This window comes from Shewanella halifaxensis HAW-EB4, from assembly GCF_000019185.1.
GTDB classification, from domain to species: Bacteria; Pseudomonadota; Gammaproteobacteria; order Enterobacterales; family Shewanellaceae; genus Shewanella; species Shewanella halifaxensis.
This window is the reverse complement of the sequence record NC_010334.1, coordinates 850,176-869,106: the sequence shown is the minus strand read 5'-3', so window position 1 is coordinate 869,106 and position 18,931 is coordinate 850,176. Positions and strand designations below refer to the sequence as shown.

The following is an 18,931-nucleotide window of genomic DNA, read 5'->3' as shown; positions in this document are numbered from 1 at the left end:
AAATATAACTTTGTTATCCTGTCAATTGCCATTAAACTGCACTAGACGCTTTGTTCCATATTTGAGACAGTGGAGATAACATGCCTGATTTAAACGGTATGATGCTCTTTGCGGCAGTTGTTAGAGCTAAAGGTTTCTCTCAAGCTGCCCGTGAAATAGGCATGCCAAAATCAACCATTAGTCGCAAGGTTGCCCAGCTAGAAGAACAGCTCGGCGTGCGACTCTTGCAACGAGACACCCGTAATCTGAGCCTAACTCAGGTCGGCGCGCTGTTTTTTCAGCATTGCTCCAGTATAAGCGATGAAATAGAGGCTGCCAAAGCCACAGTAGAGAATACCCATAACGACGTTTCCGGCTTGTTGCGTATCGCAATTCCCGTCTCTTTTAGCCAAGAGTTAATTGCCACATTGTGTAGTGGCTTTCTGCGTCTATACCCCAATGTTGAGCTCGACGTGCAGTTTACCGACAGCGACGTGGGTCTAGTGGGTGAAGGTTATGATATCGCCATTAAATATGGCCCACTACAATCGTCCGATTTAGTGGCAAGACTGTTGTTTGAACGTCAACCGATCTTGGTCGCAAGTCCAGGCTACTTAAAAATACATGGTACTCCTGCAACACCTCAAGATTTAGCCGAGCACAGTGGTATTTTATTGGGGACGTCACGTTCTGCGCCTATCTGGCCTTTAGGCAAAGGCGCTAGAAAAACCATGGTCAACTTTCAGCGTAAAGTGCGAGTCAATAGCGCTGTTATGGTTAAACAATTCGTTATGGATGATTTTGGCATCGCCATGTTATCTAACTCTGTTTGTAAAAACGAATTGGCTAGCGGTTCTCTAGTGCCACTCTTGCAAGAGTGGCCAATGGAAGCATTTAAGGTTTACGGGGTGTATTCAAGCAGACGACAACTGGCCACTAATATTAGCGCCTTCTTAGACTTCTTCCATAAACGTTTCACCAGTCAGGAATCTCTGCAATCATTGATGATGTAGAAGCCTCTCAACTTACCCGCGTCGAGACGCAATAGGATAGCCAACCTAACTATATCGCTAGCGCATAATTCACACGACTTTCAATGATATTTATTGTGGTGCATACTGAGCAATACAGATCTCAAAAAACAATGTAAAACTGCAACTTACTCTACACTAAGCCTGAAATGGATAAGCTTGTGTTGCAGCAATAATATCAAAGGAACTGGCAATGAAAAAAACTCGTTCAGCACTGCTTCTTAGTGCCTTCACCGCGCTTACGCTGCCTCATAGTGCCTTTGCTACACTCGACATTGAAGAGTCGAGACTTGCACAAGCGAACCAAGCTATGCCACAGGTAGTCAAGCGCTATCAAGCCTTTGTTGGCGGCTTAGGCGAAAAGTATCGTCAGCATTCCGATGAGCTAAAAGTCACCCAGATGGTAGCCCATCAAGGGCTTAGATTATGGCAACAAGCGGTGAGAGATGTGCAGTCGGGCCATTTAGATGATCGCTCTCTATATTGGAATCGCCTCGCTATGCGTGAGCTACTCAAGACCCAGAAACCTGACTTCAATATCGCTTCCTGGCAGCAAGAGATCTTGATTAAAGCCGTTGAGAAGTCATCACGTGGTTTTAGCGATCTCGACTTTAAAGACGACGCTCAGATAAGAATTCTACTCACAGGCTTTGACCCTTTTTTTCTCGACCGCAATATAGAACAGAGCAACCCGTCAGGACTCGCAGCGCTGGCACTAGACGGTTACCGCTTTAAGGTCGATGGTAAACAGGCACAGATAGAGACCGTAATGATCCCAGTGCGCTTTGCCGATTTCGATGAGGGCATGATTGAGTCGCTGCTCACCCCCATCTATCGTGATAACAGCGTCGATATGATCTTTACCGTCAGTATGGGACGTGATGATTTTGATATCGAACGCTTCCCTGGCCGCAATCGCAGCGCCGCAGCACCCGATAACCTCAATGTGCTAACAGGCGCAAGCAAACAGACACCGATTGCACCTAAATTTAATGGCGGCAGTTTAAATGGCCCAGAGTTTGTTGAATTCTCTCTGCCTATTACGGCAATGCAAACGGTAAAAGGCCCGTGGAAAGTCAATGACAACCACACGGTTTCAACTCTAGAACAGGGTGAATTTGAAGCCCGCTCCCTAGCGCAACTACAAGCTGCCACATCGGTAGAGGGTTCTGGTGGAGGTTACCTGTCAAACGAGATCTCATACCGCGCTATATTGCTGCAAAAGCAATTTAACAGCAGCATTCCTGTAGGGCATATCCACACTCCGCGTATCACCGCTTTTGATGTCAAAACCGAGAGTGCTATCGTGACACAGGTTAAAGATATGGTGATCACGGCAGCCAGCACTCTCTAAATTGTAACTAGGCTTAATCTAGCTCGTTTGTGTACGCGTGTGCTTAAACGAGCAAGCAAGATAGTTAGACAGTACTTAAATCAGTAGCAGTGCTCAAGTCAGTAGACAGTACTCAAATCAATAGACAGTACTCAAATCAATAGACAGTGCTGAGCACAAGCCTAAACTCGCCCTCCCCCATAGACTCGAGTTACGCTGGTCTGCCTCCTTCCTCTAGGGTAAAATAACCAAGCTTAGCTTGTTGAGTGCTATTATTTCAGTCCAGTTTTCAGTCCAGTATTTCAGTTTGGAATTTCAGTCCAGTTGTGAGAATAAATGTTCAAATCGCTTAATCTTTTCAGATCCTTACCGGGTATAAAGTCATCGCTACCGACTTTAAAGTCTCACCCTGTCGTGACCTTTTCAGATCCGTTACAGCAACAGCTGGCTCAGCAAGTCGAGCATTGCTACCAAATCGCAGAATCTAAGCTTGGCAAACGCTTTCCTAGGCCGGAGATAAGTTTTGCTCTGCGTGGCAAGAGTGCTGGCACCGCTCATCTACAGTTAAACAAGTTACGCTTTAACCCCAAACTACTTAACGATAACCAGCAAGCCTTCCTTGATGATGTGGTTCCCCATGAGATCAGCCATCTACTCGCTTACCAACTCTATGGTCGAATAAAACCCCATGGGCTTGAGTGGCAACATCTGATGCAGCATATATATGCTAGGGTTCCGCGCACAACCCACAGCTTCGACACCCGCAGCGTCGAGGGAAAAACCTTCGAATATCACTGCCAATGTGGTCCTGTGGATCTGAGCATTCGCCGTCACAACAAGGTGATTAGAGGCGAAACCCAGTACCGCTGCCGCAGATGCCGTCAACAATTAACATCTGAGCCAGTGTCCTTATCTAAGTAGCGTCTCACGGCAGTTTATCTGCTTATCGACTCGGTATCTTTTCCCCGTAACATCGCGACAAATCTAACATTGCGACAAACCGGCCGCTCACATACAATCCTCGGCCAGCGAACAAACGATTCGTTATTTAAAGTTATTTTTTAGGGATTTTTTTAGATGTCATTTATTAAAGTGCTCACCGTAGCGCTCGGCCTTATGTGGCTGTTACCTCAAACAACGCAGGCTTCCCCCTCTCATCCAAAAAGCTTTAACCAAGCGAAAAAACTGGCCAGAAGCATTTATCTTAAAAACTTACCCCAAACCAGTTTTTATTGCGGCTGTGACATTGAAGTCAAAGGTAAGAAGTGGACTACCGACTTTGAACGCTGCGGCTATGAAGTTAGAAAACAGGAAAAACGCGCCGCGCGCATCGAGTGGGAACACGTTGTCGCCGCGTGGGAATTTGGTCACCAACGCCTTTGCTGGCAAGAGGGAGGACGTAAGAACTGTGGCCGTAAAGACAAGGTCTTCAAGAAGATGGAAGCCGATCTACACAACCTAGTCCCCGCTATTGGCGAAGTTAACGGTGATCGCAGTAATTATCGATTTAGCCAATGGAACGCCAAGCCGACACAATATGGTCAATGCCAAGTGAGTGTCGACTTTAAAGGCCGTAAGGTTCAGCCACCAGCGCACACGCGTGGCCAAATCGCGCGAACCTACCTCTATATGCAGCAAACTTACTCATTGAAAATGTCCAAGAGCCAATTAAAGTTATTTAAAGCATGGGATAAAACCTATCCAGTTGATACTATTGAATGTCGACGCGATACAGAGATTGCCAAAGTTCAAGGCAATCACAATGAGTTTGTACAAGCTCAATGTCAGCGCTTAAAAGACTCGCAAACATACGCAGAATAAGGCTAGTAAAATCATGAGAGTGCCAAGAATTTATCAAGAATCATCGCTAGTCATCGGCCAGGCAGTCGCTTTAGATGATGAGGCTGCGGGTCACGTTGGTCGCGTCCTAAGAATGTCCGTTGGCGAGCAAGTTAGCCTTTTTAATGGTGACGGCAATGACTACCTAGCCGAAATCATCAGCGCCAGTAAGAAAAATGTCGAAGTCAAGGTCCTCTCTTGCGAGGCCAATAACAGCGAGTCACCACTGCACTTACATTTAGGTCAGGTGATTTCACGCGGCGATAGAATGGATTTTACCATTCAAAAGTCTGTAGAACTTGGTGTAAATACGATTACACCACTGTTTTCAGAGCGCTGCGGCGTTAAGCTTAGCGGTGAACGCTTAGAGAAGAAAATTCAGCAGTGGCAGAAGATTGTGGTCAGTGCTTGTGAGCAATCGGGTCGCAGTGTCGTTCCTGTAATTCGCCCAGCTATGCAGCTTAGCGATTGGTGCGCCGAGCCGTCCGATGCCGTCAAACTCAATCTACATCCAAGAGCCTCTCACGGCGTGAATGGCCTAACCTTACCGAATAACAGAGTAAGACTCGTTATCGGCCCAGAAGGTGGGTTATCCGCACCCGAAATCGCCATGACCGAAGAGCACCAATTTACCGATGTATTGTTAGGACCACGCGTACTGCGCACCGAAACTGCGGCACTAACAACAATCAGTGCTCTACAGCTCAAGTTCGGGGATATTGGATAAGCCCACGGGTATTGCTACACCTCAAAGCGGTGGCCTGTATCACGCACCGCTACATAGAAACGTTTATGAGTACAACGCTAGAAAATAGGCTCACTCGCCCCCATATTTATCGTTGAAACGAATACAAGATAAGGAATACGCTCCATGATTAAACTCGGCATCGTGATGGATCCCATCAGCGAGATCAACATCAAGAAAGACTCAAGCTTTGCCATGTTAATGGCTGCCCAGTCCCGTGGTTATCAGCTTTTCTACATGGAGATGAAAGATCTTGCCATGGTAAACGGCCAAGCGATGGCGACCATGAGCGCACTGACCGTTAAAAATGATCCCCAGCAGTGGTATCAGCTCGAAGAAGCTATCGATACACCACTTGCCGATCTAGACGTGATCTTAATGCGTAAAGACCCTCCTTTCGATACAGAGTTTATCTACGCGACCTATATGCTTGAGCGCGCCGAAGAGCAAGGCGTACTAATTGTTAATAAACCGCAAAGCCTGCGTGATGCTAACGAAAAGCTGTTTACTGCTTGGTTCGCTGAGTTTACCCCTGAAACCATCGTGACCCGCGATGAGCAGCGCATTCGCGCCTTTCATCAAGCCAAGGGCGATATCATCCTCAAGCCACTCGATGGTATGGGGGGCACATTGATTTTCAGAATGAAGGCTGGCGATCCTAATACGGGCGTGATCATCGAAACCTTAACCGAGTACGGACAGCGCTATGCGATGGCGCAAGCCTTTATTCCCGATATCACCTCAGGTGACAAGCGCATCTTAGTGGTCGATGGCGAACCGGTACCCTATTCGTTAGCACGTATACCACAAAAGGGCGAAACCCGTGGCAACCTAGCCGCCGGTGGTCGAGGTGTGGCGCAGCCGTTATCAGAGTCAGATTGGCATATTGCCCGCACAATTGGCCCTGAACTTAAGAGGCGCGGCCTTATCTTTGTCGGCCTAGATGTTATCGGTGACAAGCTTACCGAGATAAACGTTACCAGCCCTACCTGTATCAAAGAAATTGAAGCGGCGTTTGATGTCGACATCACCGGCATGTTGATGGATGCTATCGAAGCACGCATTAATAAGTCGGCTTAGCCAAAGGATCCGGCATGAACTTAACAAAAACACTCACTTGGACCATTAGCGCCCTAGTTTTGTTGCCCCTATTTGCAGCGGCTAACGTCGATATTCACGATGCGCCATCACGCCCTAAGAATATGATTATTATGATAGGTGATGGCATGGGCCCGGCGTACACCAGTGCCTATCGTTACTACCAAGATAATCCTGATACCGAAGAGATAGAGCAAACTGTTTTTGATAGGTTACTTGTCGGCATGGCATCGACTTATCCAGCAAGGAAAAGTGGTTATGTGACTGATTCTGCCGCCTCAGCGACGGCGCTTGCCACTGGCGTTAAGAGCTATAACGGTGCCATCTCGGTTGACGTAGACAAGCGCCCGCTAACCACCATTATGCAGATGGCTAAAGCGCGCGGCATGGCAACTGGCGTGGCCGTCACCTCTCAAGTCAATCATGCTACCCCCGCCGCGTTTCTTACTCATAATGAAAGCCGTCGTAATTACGACGAAATAGCGCAAAGCTACTTAAGCTCTGATACCGACGTCATACTCGGTGGGGGACAGAAGTTCTTCCCTGAAGCGTTACTTGAACAATTTACCGCCAAGGGTTACCAGCATATTAGCCAGCTTAGCCAGCTCGATACGCTAACCCAAGGTAAAGCCTTAGGTCTGTTTGCCGAAGTGCAGATGCCATGGGTTATCGATCAACAAGACTCGGCTCAGTTAAGCTTGCTGACCCAAAAGGCCTTAGAGCTACTGTCACAAAACGAAAAAGGCTTTGTACTACTGGTTGAAGGTAGCCTAATTGACTGGGCGGGGCATAACAACGATATCGCCAGCGCCATGGGCGAGATGCATGGCTTTGCCAATGCCATCGAAGTTGTCGAGCAATTTGTGCGCGCTAACCCAGACACCTTGATGGTTATTACTGCCGATCATAATACCGGCGGCCTCTCTATCGGAGCCAATGGCGAATATGCTTGGGATACCGCTTTACTCCAAGGTATTCAAGCAAGCCCTGCTACCATAGCAGAGCAAGCGATCGCCATCGATGATTGGCAAGCGTTTGTGAGTCAACAGCTAGGCTTTGAACTCAAGCAAGATGAATTGCAGCGCCTGAGTAATGCGCGTATGCAAGGTAAGGTCGCACTCGAAACCAGCCTAAAACAGCTTATCGATAGTCGTAGCTTCACCGGCTGGACCACCAGTGGTCACACGGGTGGCGATGTACAGGTTTTTGCCGCGGGCCCTGCGGCCGATCTGTTTAAAGGCAATCAAGACAATACCAATATCGCCGAAAAAATGATGAGTTTATTGCCACGTCAGGAGCAGCCGTAGTCAATACGCTTATCATTTAATACGCTTCACTTAAATCAGGAAAGGCCGCTGTCATCTGCGGTCTTTTTTATACCTATCCAATCTTCGTCAACACGCAAAAGAGTGCCAAACTCGCATTCGAAGGCGGTTTGGGTATAATTACAGACAATTAAACTTCGACCTTGAATACTCATGCTAACCAACGCTTCGCAAGTCCTTCTCAGAAACCGTGATTTAGTCAAAGACCAATCTGTATTGGTGCTTAACTATGAAGGCGACCATCTACCCAAAGAGCTTTTGAATACAGCCCGCAGCGTATGTGGATTAGCATTAGATTATCATCATCACTTGATGATGCAGCCATATGCGGCGGCTAATTTAACACTCCACTTTGGCCATCAACTCCCCAATGATGAGAGTTTCGATACGGTTATTGTGTACTTTCCAAAAGCCAAAGCGTTAGCGCCATACCTATTTAACTTGGCGGCAAAACACCTTAAGCCTCAAGGCCAGCTTATCGTCGTGGGGGAAAATAAAGGTGGCATTAAGTCTCTGCCTAAACAGTTACCAAGTTACTTTGATAAACCCTTTAAAGCCGATAATGCCCGTCACTGTATCGTATTTTTAAGTGAGCTTAATGCAGCTGCTCCGACATTAAAACTAACTGACTGGATAAGCCGATATCAACTCGACACCCCACAAGGACAGGTAACCATCTGTAATTTAGTGGGTGTATTTAGCGAGAAAAAACTTGATGAAGGCACAAAACTGTTACTTGAAAATCTACCTAAAATGCGCGGCAAAGTACTCGACTTTGGCTGTGGTGCAGGCGTTATTGCCGCCGCATTACTCAAGGCTCAGCCTGAGCTAACCCTTGAGTGTGTTGATATCAATGCGATGGCACTAGCCTCCTGCGAGTTCACCCTACAAGCCAATGGATTTAATGCCAAAATCTTCGCATCTGATGGCCTAGCACAAGCCGCTGGCCGCTATGACGGTATTATTTCCAATCCACCATTTCATGATGGCCTCGCTAGCACGACTAACATCGCCACTAATTTTGTAAAAGACAGTGCAGCAAACCTAACCACTGGCGGGTTATTCCATATTGTCGCAAATCGCCATCTGCCTTATTCAGACACCATAGCAGAACACTTTGGTTCAGTTGATGTCACTGCCGAGAACAATAAATACAAAATTTATTCCAACGTAAAATAACTACCCGCAAAAATCAGCTCTATGGCATGAGCTCTATCATGTCTTAGAGCCCTTATCTCACGCCCTTGATTCACACTATTTATCACAGACGCTTTTTAACCAAGCTTTTATATGGTTATACTCGCTAAGCAGTCTCTTATACCTATTGCATTAATAAAAATAATAAAAAAACAGCGGGGTTTTTTATGTTACGCCCAGAGCTCATTGAGTTTAGTCAAGATAACCAAAAAGCCGAGTTAAGAATCGTCCCCAGCCTCCATGGACCGATCACCGAGGATGACCTACGACAACTGTTGGCTCTACCTGACTTCTCTTGTTTGGGCCCTTTACAGGCAGCGATCACCCAAGCGGTCATTCAAGTCAACCAGTTGCACCCGAAAGATGAGGGTAAAATTGAGCTATTTTTTGAAATTGGTGAAAGGCGTGACGCCGAAATAAGCTTCGATGTCTCCAGCGATAAAATGCAGGCCAGCATGATATTGACCGCAGCCTTCGGAGGCAAAGACTTAGGGCTTAGAGATGTACTGCGAAACCTAAAGCTACAACGCATTAGCATGGGGCTTAGCAAGGCCAAAATTGATGCGCTACTTACCGAATTTGCTACCCTTTTACCCGGCATAAAGTGTCATGGCATTATCGCTAATGGTCGAGCCGCTGTGAACGGCACTTCAGCTAAACTAGATCGAAAAGTGTCCCTCGCTAGGGAGCGATTGCTACAACCGCAACAAAATAGCGATGGCACCGTCGATATGCGTAATCTCGGCGCAGTTATCATGGTCAAGCCTGGCAACCTGCTCATCGTGAAACACCCAGCAACCCAAGGCGTTGACGGCTACAACGTCTATGGCGAAAAGCTAAATGCTAAGCCAGGCAAAGATATTAAATTCACCGCAGGCAACGGCACTGAGTTCAGCCCAGATGATCCTAACCAACTCATCGCTACCGTTGCAGGGCAACCCGTTGAAACGCCATCGGGAATGCAGGTCGATGATGTACTGCAGATAAAAAATGTCGATGTTGGCTTTGGTCATGTCGATTTTAAAGGCAGTGTGTTGATTACTGGCGATGTGGGCGAAGGTATGGTCGTAAAAAGCCAAGGTGATATAACAGTAATGGGCTTTGTCGATTCAGCCACCTTAGAGGCTAAAGGCGATATCACCGTCAGTAAAGGGATCATTGGCCGCCAACTTAAAGACTTAAGTTTATCGACTAAGTTAACCGCTCAAGGTCAGATCAGCGCTCAATTCGTGCAGTACTCCCAACTTAACGCTCTAGGCAATATCCTCGTTACCAAACAGCTTTTGCATAGTCACACCAAGACAGAGCAGCAACTGATAGTGAGTGATGCCAGCGGCCGCCGTGGCGATCTTGTTGGCGGCAAGGCTGAAGCGAATAAAGGTATCAAAGCTGTAGCACTAGGTGCGACTGCAGACACAAAGACAGAAGTCTTTTGCGCCATGGAGCTGACTGATTTGAAAGAACAACTCAAGCAGTTAGATCAAAGTATTAAATCGATGGTTGTCGCAGGTTTAAATATCGAGGCTCAACTAAGAAAACTGCCGCCAAAGACACAGTGGCAAGGTGACGCCATGATGGTAGAACAAGTGACAGTGATGCTTGATGAAAAGCGCCGAATAAGCGCAATAAGGGCACAAGAAGAGCTCGAATATGACACACTAAAGATGGAAGTGGACAATTATTACAAGCACTATTACATCGATGCGCGCAAACACGTCTTCTCCAATGTTGAACTCCATATAGGAACCGCGTTTCAACGAACCCAAAGAGAGCATGGACCTTGCCGTATTAGGAACCAGAATAAAGAAATAAACTTCGATTACAGCCATTAACGGTTAATTATTACCTACTCAGGAAAGTTCGACAGCTTTCGACTTTCCTTAAGCTGGAGATCCACGGCATAATTAGCCTACTTTTCTTCTTTGAGATTTAACGTGGAATTATTGAAAATCGATTGCCTTGGAAAACCGCTGCGCCTTGAAGGCTCTTTGGCAGGATGGCAACAGCTATTTTGGGGCGACACCTTAGTCTCAGTTATTCAAGCCAGCCCCGATAACGAAGGCCTAAAGAGCCATAGTTTTGAGCTATCAATTCAAGATCCCGCTTTTGTGGCGGCGATTGATGCCGAATCAGAGCCTGCTCAGACAGTCACAATCACCCTTGAAACCGACCTACAGTGGCAACCCTTTATCATTGACTACCGGCTGCTAAAAGACGGTGAGGTGATGACTACGGGTCAGCGCACCACTAAAGATATTGAACGCCAAACGCCTACGACTCCCATCCCAGAGAAGAGACAATTTAGTGTGGTGGGTCTCGCATCACTGGGCTTTAAACTGCTAAAGAGTGCCAAGATGATTAAGGTGCTTTTGGCTGGGGCGAGTGTCGCCGCATACTCTTGGCTATTTTCATTCCAATTTGCACTGGCGCTTATCGCCTGTTTAGTCTTCCATGAGTATGGCCATATTCGCGCAATGAAATACTTCGGTATGAAAACCAAAGGCATTTACTTGATTCCGTTTATGGGCGGCCTCGCCTTAAGTGATGAGAAGATAAATACTCGCTGGCAAGATGTGGTGATCTCCATCATGGGACCGACTTTTGGTCTATTTATGTCTCTAGCATCACTCGTCGCTTACTGGATAACAGGTAATATATTCTTTGCCGGTTTGGCCACGTTTAACGCCCTACTCAATCTATTTAATCTGTTGCCTATTTTACCGCTCGATGGTGGTCATATCCTTAAAAGCATCAGCTTTTCGATGAACAGTAAGATGGGATTGGTGGCCTGTATTCTTGGCGCCGCCGTTGGTGTCTATATCAGTTACTCATTGGGTCTAGCCCTACTCGGTTTCTTACTGCTTATTGGCAGTGCTGAAATTGTGTTTGAGTGGAAAACCCGTCACCAGAGTCATCTTCTGCCATTGGATAGATATGGGCAGATTTTCTCAGCAGTTTGGTACTTCTTAACCGTTGGTGCCCTCATTGGCATCATCTGGTACTTCGCCGCCAGCGGCGATGAGATGTTGGCGCTACCGTTAGAGATCTTAAAGAGCTAACGGCTACCGTTAAGGCAATAAAAAAGGGCATTATTGTATGCCCTTTTTAAATTGATGATTCATAAAGGCACGCTTTCAGAGCTAACATACGAAACATAACAATGGCGTTCATCACTGTTGCAAACACAGTTCGCATTGCACAATAACACCGCATAATGCCCACCTAAACGAGATGGTGTTGACGACCAATAAGCGTTCGCGCTCGTCGGCCAGCTCCAATCGCTGTTTTTGCTTAGCCAAAGGTGCAGTTCATGTAGTTCTGTGGATGTGGGTAATCGTTTACCTAGCTTTTTAGCCAAACCGTTAGCACTATGAAAATCCATGTCAGCAAAGCCCTGCCACTCATCAGATTCTATCTCAAATGTATCTGCAACTGCTTTTGACACTATAGGAGAGAAGCTTAATTTTGCCCCCCAACTGGTTTCAAAGGTTACTTCATTCATAGTAGTTTCCTAGCAATAATTTATGAGTCACTAACACAAGAAACAAAGCCATAGTAATTGTCATCAATACTGTATGACTTGCCGTTATGCAGCCGGACTGAATAATGAGTCCCATCGCTAATAGTTGTAGAAGACCGATAAATATTATGTGGCGGCCAATCCTGCTCAGACTGCTGATTAATCCATAGGTGTAGCTCATAGAGCTCTGAGGATGTCGGTAACCGCATCGCACATTTTTGTGCGAGAACACTTGCAGAGTCAAAATCGAGATCGGCAAATCCCTGCCACTCTCTACACTCTATTCCAAGCGCTCGCACCGCCGCAGCAGTCATTGGGGGACTAAAGGTTAGCAAGCTTCCCCAGCTAGTTGTAAAGCTGATATTATTCATATTGATTCGCTCCTTTTCACTCTGGTTCGATAATCACTTTGGCTCTGCAGCGATCGCCAAACTAAAGCCCTTTTATTTTGACGTTCACAACTTGCGAATGCTTGCCACTGAAGGGACTTTCTGTTTGTTCCAGCCAGGTTCAAGCTCGTTATCAGCAACATCACCGGGTTGTACTAGCCTGTTAATGTAGCGAGTCCACTGCGGCTCAAGTTCATTTTCTAAGACCTCTGTTTCGATAGCATCATTACTGCCATTAAATGGTCTCACTCTACGCTGCAGCTCGCCAAGCTTTGCAATACCTAGCCCTAAAGCGGGAATAGAGCCGAGTTTCTCTACCCCAGTAACCACCACCCCATTACTATTACTAATATAAAAATCAACAGAAACATTTAGTTTCTCATTAATATTAACTGACTCTAGCTGATCCTTTAATGATTTGGCTTCACTGATGGCGACATTATATTAATAAAAAGTAATTAAACCTGCAGCTAAAACAATAATAAATACATTAAAATATTATTGTGACAAGACTCAACTTAGCTAGCATTAAGTGCATTTATTTGAACAAACCTATACAACTCATAAAAACAAGATCTAAATTCAAATGCAAAATCAATATTTCAATTATTAGAATTCAAAAAAACCATCTGTGACACAAGGTGTATAGTTTAAAGATAAAAACCGCCAATTGGTTAATTGTGACCACAATCAATTTGTTCAATTATTAGTTAGTAAATACTCAAAGCCCAAAATAAACACCCTAATTACATTTTTAATTTTATATTACTAAAGAGGAAATCAAAAATGATTACAAGGAGAGCACTTCTTTCTAATGGAGCCAAGGTCGCTGTAGGGACAGTTTATTGTGGGTCCTTGGTTAGCTTCCTTACAGGTTGCAATAGCGATGATGACAATATAAAAATAGAAGTTTTACCTGGCGGTTTAATGGTCGTTGATCCTGTACTTTGCGTGGGCTGTAGGCGCTGTGAAATCGCCTGTAGCTGGAGCCATGGCAAATCTGCTGTAAGCCCAAATACAGCTCGAATTAAAGTTGTCAAAAACCTCAATTTTGGCCCTCATGGTGTACAAGATAATTACCATCAACAGCGAGGTGAAGAAGGCGATGGCACTATCGTTCCAGAGACTTGCCGACAGTGCAATGTGTGTATGGCCGCCTGCCCTCAACAAGCCATTTCAATCGATGAAGCTACCGGTGCACGTGTGGTTGATGAAGAACTTTGTATAGGCTGTGGCTACTGCGCAGAAAACTGCCCACAGCAAGTTATTACAATCGATAAGCTCACTGAAAAAGCATTAAAGTGCGACCTCTGCCAAGGTAAACCCAACTGTGCTGAAGTTTGCCCTACTGGTGCAATTAAATTTTATACATGGGAAGAAGCTGTCGCTGAAGTTGAGCACCATGAAAAGTATCTAAAACTAATTTAACTATTTATAAATGTCATAGGGACTTATATATGAATACCGAATTTGGCGGTTGGGCCGGTTATGTCTTACGTGTAGACCTCACAAACAATATTATAAAAAAAGAAAGTACAAATAAATACCACAACTATATCGGCGGGATGGGCATTGGTTATAAAGTATTATGGGATAACCATAAGGATGGAATTAAAGCCACAGATGAAGGAAATAGATTAATTATATCTGCTGGACCATTAAGTGGTTCAGGAGCTATATGTTCAGCAAGAACGACTATTACTTCTAGAAGTCCTGTAATTAGACAGCATTTAATAACTGACGGCCATTTTGGTGGTCATTTTTCGCCCGAATTAAAATATGCTGGATATGATGCGATTATCATTGAAGGTAAATCACCAACCCCAGTTTGGCTAAAAATAATAGACGATGAAGTCACGTTAGAGCCTGCCGATACGATATGGGGCAAAGGTATGTTTGATACTTTTGCCGCTGTGGCCAAAATGATGGGACAGCAAGCCCAAGTTGCTGCTATTGGGCCAGCGGGTGAAAACTTAGTTTCTCAGTCAACTATTCAAACACAAGGTGGTCACTCTGCAGGCGGCCATGGGGCAGTATTAGGCTCAAAACAACTCAAAGCCATCGGCGTCATAGGTAGCGGTGTAGTGAATGTAGTCGCTAACAATGAACAGCTCAGGAAGTTAGATGATCATATCTTAGGCATTATTGGTGCAAACAACCAAGGTGTTGTTCCTCACCAACCTCAGACTTGGGCTGAGTATAGCTCCAGTATTAGTCGCTGGCGCGGCGGACCTGGCGTCAAATGGGGCGCAGCCGATAATCCTGTCGATGTTGGTGAAACGCCGTGGAATGATCGCCAAAAAGTGGGGATGCGCACCTCAATGGCTGAAATGTATTTCGGCCGTGAAGAAGCAAATAAAATCTTTAAGCGTCCGAGTGGCTGTCATTCATGCCCTATTCGCTGCTTTTGCGAAGTTAAAAACCCGAAAATGAAGACTGAATACAAGCTGCCAACCGACAATATTTCCAATACCTGCATGGGATTCCTCGACCCTTGGTATGTAATGGGCCTACCTGGAAACTCTGAAAAAAGAACAGATATTCAAACAGTTGGTGCTTACCACATGGATAACTACGGCGTATGGAGTGCTTACGGCCAGCTATCCCATATTATGCGGGAGTTTATCACCCGTGATTTCTGGAAAGAGCTATTACCAGCACAAGAATTTGCTGCGATTAACTGGCAACAGCAAAAAGATCTCGACGCCCATTTTATGGAAGATTTCTATACTCGTCTCGCCTTTGGTCTGCAATATAACGGCTCCAACATTCTTGGGCGCTTCCTCGGTAAAGGCGTGCATGAGTTTATTAACGAAGAGGGCGAGCTCTACAACATCCAAGATGTTCTCAACGGCGTTGAGACACCGCGTATGGCGAAGCTAAGCTTTAATCTTGAGAGCGATGCAGCCTATGGCTTATTAGGTAAAACTTACAGCGTATTCCTCGATAAAGGCGTCAAAGTCTTCAACCGTTCTATGGTTGGTGGAACCCACCATGCGAGTGAAACAGCGGGGCAAGTTGGCGCGCTACTCAATACAGTATTTAACCGAGATCCTCAGTGTCACTCACACATCAACTTGGTTAACTGCGGCCTACCCTATGGCAAGATCTCAGAGGTAGCCGACAAAATGTGGGGCGCGGGCGCGTTTGACCCAGTTAAACACTATAAACCAATGAATATTGCAAAAGCCAAATTTGCCAAATGGTGCTTAGTTAAAAACGTCTTACATGACTCGCTAACATTATGTAATTGGATGTTCCCTCTGATTGTTTCGCCCGATGCCAAGAAAGACTATCAAGGCGATAGCTCAATTGAGTCACAAATGTTTAGCTTAGTTACCGGGATCCAAACCAGTGAGCAAGAACTTGACGACAAGGCGGAGGGGATCTTACAACTTCATAGAGCACTTTCAGTCCTTCAGATGCAGGAGATGGATCAGCGCAATCAACATGATGTGCTAACAGAGTGGGTTTACGACTTAGATCCTGACAAAGTCTTTGGTGATGAAGGCACGATTAAAATGGGCCGTGAAGATATGCAGCTTGGTCTAGACCTTTTCTATGCCGAAATGGGCTGGGACAGAGAAACTGGGACGCCCACTCGTGCAACGCTAGAGAAGTTCAAGCTAGGTTACGTTGCAGACAAACTTGAAAGCTTAGGCTTGTTACCGGCATAAGCATATGGAATCTTTAGTCGATTTTATTCGCTTATTGAGTGAACACGGCCGCCTAGCGACGGCCAATCAAGTGATTGCAATTGCTGGATTAGAGCTAGAGATTGATGATCCAGAAGCTGCGTACCTGAAACTTGTTGAAGATATTCAGTATAAGGATATCAAGCTAATGGATGGAGACTCTCAGAGCTACTTTTATTCTGATAGATACATAGTCGATAGCTACGCTAAGCAATGGCTAGGTGTTAATGAGGGTAAGTTAGCCTTCACTATGGCTGAATATATTAGGCGTTACTCGGCATTGGGTGAGCTGGTTCCTGAGGACAACTTTAGCCATGCACCTTATAGCTTATCGACAGCAGAATTAAAACTGCTGCCAACACAACTCGGTGAATCAAGCCACTGTAATGATATAGCCTATCAAAAGGGCAAAGACGGTGCGGGGTACTACTATTCGTTGCAGCACATCACAAGTACTTATGCCCAAGTACTTGCTAACCACGATCCATTCGAGTGGTCGGTATAGTCAAACAGCAGCTAGGCAATCATGCCTAGCTTCTTTAGCAACGCAATCAGATAAAATATCTGCAATCATCTATCAGTAACTGTGGGGGAAATATTTTGTTGATGGAATGGAACTGAAAAAAATAAGAATAAATTGTTTTTTATACTAATCGATTTAACAAAGCTGAATCTGTTCTGGTAAAGTATATACTCATCTACAGTTAGACAGTGAATCCACCTAATAAAAATAATTGTTGGATAAATGCAAGATAAAATATAAACCCATCGATACTCTAAAAGTCAACCTCACTCTATTTCAATATACAACATCACTACCCCTATCTTTAGTTAATACTTTCAAACCTATTAACCTTTAACATCCATAAGTATATATAGTCTATTTCTATAAAGAGTATATAGCATCCTAAACCACTACAGTTTTAGCAATGAAAGTAGGGAAACAAACTCACCCTCATAGGAAAATAACTTTGTGTGCAACAAAACATAGATACCCATCGGTTCTCAAAAAAACCGTGTCATATATTGCATCACTAACGTTTCATATCCGAGCAGCATTCCGTTAATAGTAAGCATGATTTCGATATTAACATTAGGGTTTAAAGGTAATTATAATCACCATTGAAAGGGTTAAAAAGAATCACCATTTCAATCGCAATATATTGTCATATAACTGGAAAAAGCCATAGAGCACCAAATTAAGATGCTGGTATGGATGGATTTTTTCATTGCCAAACAGGAACGGCAAATAGTCCAGTGATATGCATTAACCAACTATTTTATTATCATGTTTCATTCTCTTGGAGAGTTTGTAATGAGTGTTTCTAATGATCTATACCCGAATGCTTCAGCACCACTAGAGCGTAAAGAATCTGGTGTTCCTCACGTCCGCAAAGGACTTAAAGTTGAATCATATAATGACTTTGACCCACTAAAGCACGTGATTGTTGGTATCGCAGACAATCAGTATATTCCTGAAGCATGCCCTGCAAGTAACGAAAAAATTCCTGCTGACTCACCAATGCGCGGTGGTAAAGCCGGTCGTCGCACTCAAGAGAGTATTGATCAAGCAAACGAATGCTTAAATGGTTTCGCTAAACTGCTTGAAGGTCGCGGTATTATTGTCGACCGCCCAGGTGCTGTTGATTGGAATGCCCGTGTTACAACGCCTGACTTCTCTATCAGTTCTGGTTTCGGTGTTATGCCTCCTCGTGACTGCCTATTAACTATGGGTAAGAGTATTCTAATGGCACCAATGAGCTTCCGCAGCCGTTACTTTGAATATTTAGCGTTTACCGATTTGCTACGTGAATATTTTGAATCAGATCAAGAGTGTTTAATAGAGCAAGCACCACGTCCTCGCTTGTCTGATGATAGTTTCCGTATGGATTATGTGGCAGCTTATGAGTTCCTCTCTGATGAAGAGACAATGGCACGCTCTTGCCGTAAGGAATATTCAACCAGAGAAACAGATATTTTGTTTGATGCTGCTGATGTTATGCGTCTAGGTAAAGATATTTTCGTTCAGCATGGCTTAACCACTAACCTAGCGGGTATTCGCTGGATCAAGCGTAAGTATGAGCCACAGGGATATCGCGTTCATACTTTAAGCTTTAAAGATAACCACCCTATACACATTGACGCAACATTCTGTCCATTACGTCCAGGCTTGATGTTGTTGAACCCACATCGTCCTCTGTTCGACGGTCAGCGTGAGATCTTTGAAAAGAATGATTGGCAAATCGTAGAAGCAGCTCAGCCTGCTTGGGATACGCCACCACCACTATGTTACTCAAGCACTTGGTTATCTATGAATACTCTGATCCTTGACCATAAGACAGTGTGTGTTGAAGCGACTGAAACCGCTCAGATGGAACAGTTCGATAAGCTTGGTTTCAACGTTCTTCCTGTTAACTTACGTGATGCTTACGCCTTCGGTGGCGGTTTACACTGTGCTACCGCTGACGTACTTCGTGAAGGTACGTGTGAAGACTACTTTGCAAACCAATTCAAAGGGGCTCATAACATCGAACATTGGGAATATTAATACTCGATATTAGAGAATAGATATTGAAACTGAAGGCCTCTTTATTTGAGGCCTTTTTTATGTAAATTTCACATGGCAATAATAAATATATATTCTTTAACACTGTATATTTGACTTAAAACTTAACTCCCCACTAGCAGGATTCCGTTAAACCATAGCGTAATTCCGATATTAACCTCGGAGGAATCAGGCAAAATATATAAAAGGTCATGAATTAAGTCATACAAAGACG

At 44.9% G+C, this 18,931-nt stretch carries 17 protein-coding genes; 14 read left to right on the top strand and 3 right to left on the bottom strand.

What is annotated here, in order from left to right:
* The first annotated feature begins 80 nt into the window (after nucleotides 1–80).
* From SHAL_RS03615 to SHAL_RS03570, 10 genes are all read left to right on the top strand, one after another.
* Complete coding sequence (locus SHAL_RS03615) at nucleotides 81–992, top strand: LysR family transcriptional regulator (protein ID WP_012275834.1); 912 nt, start codon at nucleotides 81–83, stop codon at nucleotides 990–992.
* A 211-nt stretch (nucleotides 993–1,203) separates the two neighbouring features.
* Entirely contained in the window at nucleotides 1,204–2,364 is a 1,161-nt protein-coding gene (locus SHAL_RS03610) for a PA0049 C-terminal domain-containing protein (RefSeq protein ID WP_012275833.1), read from the top strand.
* A 315-nt stretch (nucleotides 2,365–2,679) separates the two neighbouring features.
* Nucleotides 2,680–3,264 (top strand): SprT family zinc-dependent metalloprotease, encoded by a 585-nt coding sequence (locus SHAL_RS03605; RefSeq protein ID WP_012275832.1) that lies wholly within the window; start codon nucleotides 2,680–2,682, stop codon nucleotides 3,262–3,264.
* A 195-nt stretch (nucleotides 3,265–3,459) separates the two neighbouring features.
* Nucleotides 3,460–4,164 carry an endonuclease gene (locus SHAL_RS03600; protein ID WP_223296272.1) on the top strand — a complete coding sequence of 235 codons (705 nt, stop codon included), beginning with the start codon at nucleotides 3,460–3,462 and terminating at the stop codon, nucleotides 4,162–4,164.
* Between the two features lie 13 nt (nucleotides 4,165–4,177).
* Nucleotides 4,178–4,909: a 16S rRNA (uracil(1498)-N(3))-methyltransferase gene (gene rsmE, locus SHAL_RS03595; protein WP_012275830.1), complete on the top strand. Its 732-nt coding sequence runs from the start codon at nucleotides 4,178–4,180 to the stop codon at nucleotides 4,907–4,909.
* Between the two features lie 144 nt (nucleotides 4,910–5,053).
* On the top strand, nucleotides 5,054–6,007 hold the full coding sequence (gshB, locus tag SHAL_RS03590) for a glutathione synthase (RefSeq protein ID WP_012275829.1): 954 nt from the start codon (nucleotides 5,054–5,056) through the stop codon (nucleotides 6,005–6,007).
* Between the two features lie 14 nt (nucleotides 6,008–6,021).
* A complete protein-coding gene (locus SHAL_RS03585; RefSeq protein WP_012275828.1) occupies nucleotides 6,022–7,332 on the top strand; it encodes an alkaline phosphatase in 1,311 nt (436 codons plus the stop codon).
* A 171-nt stretch (nucleotides 7,333–7,503) separates the two neighbouring features.
* A complete protein-coding gene (locus tag SHAL_RS03580) occupies nucleotides 7,504–8,529 on the top strand; it encodes a methyltransferase (RefSeq protein ID WP_012275827.1) in 1,026 nt (341 codons plus the stop codon).
* Nucleotides 8,530–8,714: 185 nt separating this feature from the next.
* A complete protein-coding gene (locus SHAL_RS03575; protein ID WP_012275826.1) occupies nucleotides 8,715–10,379 on the top strand; it encodes a flagellar assembly protein A in 1,665 nt (554 codons plus the stop codon).
* Nucleotides 10,380–10,481: 102 nt separating this feature from the next.
* A complete protein-coding gene (locus SHAL_RS03570) occupies nucleotides 10,482–11,606 on the top strand; it encodes a site-2 protease family protein (protein ID WP_012275825.1) in 1,125 nt (374 codons plus the stop codon).
* 59 nt (nucleotides 11,607–11,665) lie between these two features.
* On the opposite strand, the gene SHAL_RS03565 is transcribed toward SHAL_RS03570, so the two are convergent.
* The 3 genes from SHAL_RS03565 to SHAL_RS03555 form a co-directional block, all read right to left on the bottom strand.
* Entirely contained in the window at nucleotides 11,666–12,049 is a 384-nt protein-coding gene (locus tag SHAL_RS03565; protein WP_012275824.1) for a hypothetical protein, read from the bottom strand.
* Nucleotides 12,050–12,069: 20 nt separating this feature from the next.
* Nucleotides 12,070–12,438 carry an adhesion domain-containing protein gene (locus SHAL_RS03560; RefSeq protein WP_041415826.1) on the bottom strand — a complete coding sequence of 123 codons (369 nt, stop codon included), beginning with the start codon at nucleotides 12,436–12,438 and terminating at the stop codon, nucleotides 12,070–12,072.
* 84 nt (nucleotides 12,439–12,522) lie between these two features.
* Entirely contained in the window at nucleotides 12,523–12,843 is a 321-nt protein-coding gene (locus tag SHAL_RS03555) for a hypothetical protein (protein ID WP_398364916.1), read from the bottom strand.
* Nucleotides 12,844–13,242: 399 nt separating this feature from the next.
* On the opposite strand from SHAL_RS03555, the gene SHAL_RS03550 reads away from it, so the two are divergent.
* The 4 genes from SHAL_RS03550 (at nucleotide 13,243) to SHAL_RS03535 (ending at nucleotide 18,699) form a co-directional block, all read left to right on the top strand.
* The gene (locus SHAL_RS03550) at nucleotides 13,243–13,884 is read left to right on the top strand and encodes a 4Fe-4S dicluster domain-containing protein (RefSeq protein WP_012275822.1); all 642 of its coding nucleotides are present in this window, start codon (nucleotides 13,243–13,245) and stop codon (nucleotides 13,882–13,884) included.
* Nucleotides 13,885–13,913: 29 nt separating this feature from the next.
* Nucleotides 13,914–16,133: an aldehyde ferredoxin oxidoreductase gene (locus SHAL_RS03545; RefSeq protein WP_012275821.1), complete on the top strand. Its 2,220-nt coding sequence runs from the start codon at nucleotides 13,914–13,916 to the stop codon at nucleotides 16,131–16,133.
* Nucleotides 16,134–16,137: 4 nt separating this feature from the next.
* Nucleotides 16,138–16,656, top strand: a complete 519-nt coding sequence (locus SHAL_RS03540; RefSeq protein WP_012275820.1) for a YdhW C-terminal domain-containing protein — start codon at nucleotides 16,138–16,140, stop codon at nucleotides 16,654–16,656.
* Nucleotides 16,657–17,466: 810 nt separating this feature from the next.
* Nucleotides 17,467–18,699, top strand: coding sequence for a serine/threonine protein kinase (locus tag SHAL_RS03535; RefSeq protein ID WP_012275819.1), 1,233 nt, complete (start codon nucleotides 17,467–17,469; stop codon nucleotides 18,697–18,699).
* Nucleotides 18,700–18,931: the final 232 nt, after the last annotated feature.